Genomic DNA, 2,793 nt, shown 5'->3' on the forward strand with positions numbered 1-2,793 from the left:
TTTTTAACTATCTTTTCCATCGAAATCATTCTATATTTCTATAGTTTTAATGAATTTTTATAATTTAAAAATCAAAAGGTGCATATATAAGAACAATTTGTATATATGCCTTCCATTTCCAGGTATGGACAATCTGATTCTATGTGTGTAAAATAGAAATGTAACATTGTAAAAACAAAAGGAGAATACCAATGTCTACACACACAGTGCAATACGGAAGCATAAAAATAGAATTTGAGCTGATTCGCAAGGAAGTGAAATATATTAACCTTCGTGTAAACAAGCATGGTAAGGTTGTTGTTTCTGCTGCAAAAAAAGTTCCCCTTGCAATTATAAAAGAATTTGTGGAGACAAAATCCGACTGGATCATTACCCATCTTGCTGAAATAGAAAAACTACGTCAAAGTATACCTCCTATTGGTTTTTATGCGGGGAAAACCCTTTATTATCTTGGTAAAGCCTACAGTTTGGAATTATCAGAAGGTTCCCCCAAAATAGAGTTGCAAGGAGAAACCCTCTCAATGACCTCTCAACACATCACAGAGAATGCATTGTGGGAGGAATATTTGCATTGGCTGAAAGAGCAAGCAAAAATTAAATTCGAGGAAATTTTGACTCGCATTTATCCTTTGGTTGAGCCCTATGGCATTTCTCGCCCATTAATCCAAATTAGAAATATGAAGACACTTTGGGGCAGTTGTACCACAACGGGAAAAACCATTCGTCTGAACCTTCAGTTAATGAAAGCGCACGAAGAATGCATTGAACAGGTTATCCTCCACGAGTTGATACATTTCCGCTACAGGAATCATGGAAATGATTTTTATGCTTTATTAAGTGCCCTAATGCCCGATTGGAAAGAAAGAAAAACAGCACTGGAGTCGAAATATAAAGATTATGTGTGAAATTTGTTTGAAAGGTTTAGTTGACAAACTCATTTAATAGGCATATAATGAACGAGATGGCTTTGAAACATCATTTTGACGCGGAGTGGAGCAGTCCGGTAGCTCGTCGGGCTCATAACCCGAAGGTCGTCAGTTCAAATCTGGCCTCCGCAATGTTAAAACACCCTATAACTTAAAGTTTTAGGGTGTTTTTTATTACAAGATTTTATATTGAAAATATAATAAAAATCCACTTTACCATTGGAGTCTAATAATCCTAACCAAGCGCCCAGAATAGGACATCAAGTAAGATTCCCTGTTTTTTTAAAAAACCCCTTAAAATTAGCTCACGCTTGTTCTAAAAGGGGTTCTATCATTTCATGTTTATAAATTTCTTGACACAAATTCCTCAATAAACAGTTCTTCACTCTTTTGCATTTCTTTATTATACTGTTCCAGCTTTTTTTCTTTCAGCTTTTCTAAAGTAGATGTCTCAATCTTCACTTCTACTACTTCTGCTCTTTTATCCTCTTCTCTTTTTTGCAATGCTTCAAGATGTCGCTTCTCCTTCTGTATCTCCACCTCAAGCTTGTACAAAAAACCTGAATACTCCATCGCCTCAATAATAGAAATTCCCGTCATCTTTTTTTGATTAAACTCTAGATTTACGCCCTTAAATTTCCCCAAAAGTGAATCTATCTTCACATTTTGTTCATTTACCATTGCAATGATATTGGCATGTTCTGCTTTCTTGTTTTCTAGCCGCTGATTTTTAAAATTCATAACAGATTCCAGCTGAAAACTGAATTTTTTCATTTTTAATCCCCCATATCATAAAACAGCCTAGATTAGTTTAGAATTTCTTCCATTTGTTTTACCGTTTCCTCTAGCGTAAATTTCTCGTTTACTCCCTGTTTTAAAAATGCATTGATTTTATCTATCTTAGAAATTGCAAAATCCAGCTTATGGTTTGTTCCATGCTTATATGCTCCAATCGAAATTAAGTCGCTATTCTTCTCATAAATACTTAGAATGTCTCTTAATTTCGAAGCCAGATCCAAGTGACCTTGATCAGCTATGGCACTCATTAGTCTTGAAATGCTTGCATTCACATCAATAGCAGGGAAGTGATTCCCGTTTGCCAACTTTCTTGACAAAACGATATGCCCGTCAATAATACCTCTTACCGTATCGGCGATAGGGTCATTGGTATCATCCCCTTCCACCAGTACCGTATAAATCCCTGTGATGGAACCTTCCTTAAAATTGCCTGTTCTTTCAAGCAGCTTAGGCATTTCTGCATAGATAGATGGGGTGTAACCTCTGGCAATTGGCGGTTCGCCGATAGCCAACCCTATTTCTCGCTGAGCCATAGCAAAACGGGTAAGAGAATCCATCATAAGCAATACATCTTTCCCCTGATTTTTGAAGTATTCTGCAATCGCAGTGGCAACCATTGGGCACTTCATGCGAAGCATAGCCGACTGGTCAGAAGTTGCAACAACCAATACAGAACGTTTTAAACCCTCTTCCCCTAAGTCTCTCTCTATGAATTCTCGAACCTCTCTGCCACGCTCTCCAACCAAAGCAATGACATTAATATCTGTTTTTACATTCTTTGCGAGCATTCCCAAAAGGGTACTTTTTCCTACACCACTTCCTGCAAAAATACCCATTCTTTGACCCTTGCCGATGGTAAGCAATCCATCAATAGCCCTTACTCCAAATTCCATTTTTTCCTGTATGGGAGGTCTGGTCAATGGGTTTGTTGCAATGTTGTCTACAGGGAAGTATTGATTGGTTTTGATTTCACCTAAGTCATCCATTGGTCTTCCAAGGGCATCAATAATACGCCCCTGTAAAAATTCTCCCACTGGTATTTTTAGGCACTCATTTGTATTTTTAACAA

Annotated in this window: 3 protein-coding genes and 1 tRNA gene; 2 read left to right on the forward strand and 2 right to left on the reverse strand. The window is 37.3% G+C overall.

Annotation, left to right across the window (positions count from 1 at the left end):
• Positions 1 to 191 precede the first annotated feature (191 nt).
• Both RTK36_RS03690 and RTK36_RS03695 read left to right on the forward strand, forming a co-directional pair.
• Positions 192 to 905 (forward strand): M48 family metallopeptidase, encoded by a 714-nt coding sequence (locus RTK36_RS03690; RefSeq protein ID WP_312044474.1) that lies wholly within the window; start codon positions 192 to 194, stop codon positions 903 to 905.
• Positions 906 to 984: 79 nt separating this feature from the next.
• Positions 985 to 1,058: transfer RNA gene (locus tag RTK36_RS03695), tRNA-Met, on the forward strand.
• 210 nt (positions 1,059 to 1,268) lie between these two features.
• Here the strand turns inward: RTK36_RS03695 and fliJ are convergent.
• Positions 1,269 to 1,700 (reverse strand): flagellar export protein FliJ, encoded by a 432-nt coding sequence (fliJ, locus tag RTK36_RS03700; RefSeq protein WP_312044477.1) that lies wholly within the window; start codon positions 1,698 to 1,700, stop codon positions 1,269 to 1,271.
• A 32-nt stretch (positions 1,701 to 1,732) separates the two neighbouring features.
• Positions 1,733 to 2,793, reverse strand: a 1,061-nt coding sequence (locus RTK36_RS03705; protein WP_312044479.1) for a FliI/YscN family ATPase, incomplete at its 5' end; no start/stop codon positions are given.

The organism is Anaerotignum sp., from assembly GCF_031981185.1.
Taxonomy (GTDB): Bacteria; Bacillota; Clostridia; order Lachnospirales; family Anaerotignaceae; genus Chakrabartyella.

Bases quoted from the DNA above. Each gene is read 5' to 3' on its own strand.
- RTK36_RS03690 (WP_312044474.1), top strand. From the start codon at position 192: ATGTCTACACACACAGTGCAATACGGAAGCATAAAAATAGAATTTGAG.
- fliJ (WP_312044477.1), bottom strand. From the start codon at position 1,700: ATGAAAAAATTCAGTTTTCAGCTGGAATCTGTTATGAATTTTAAAAAT.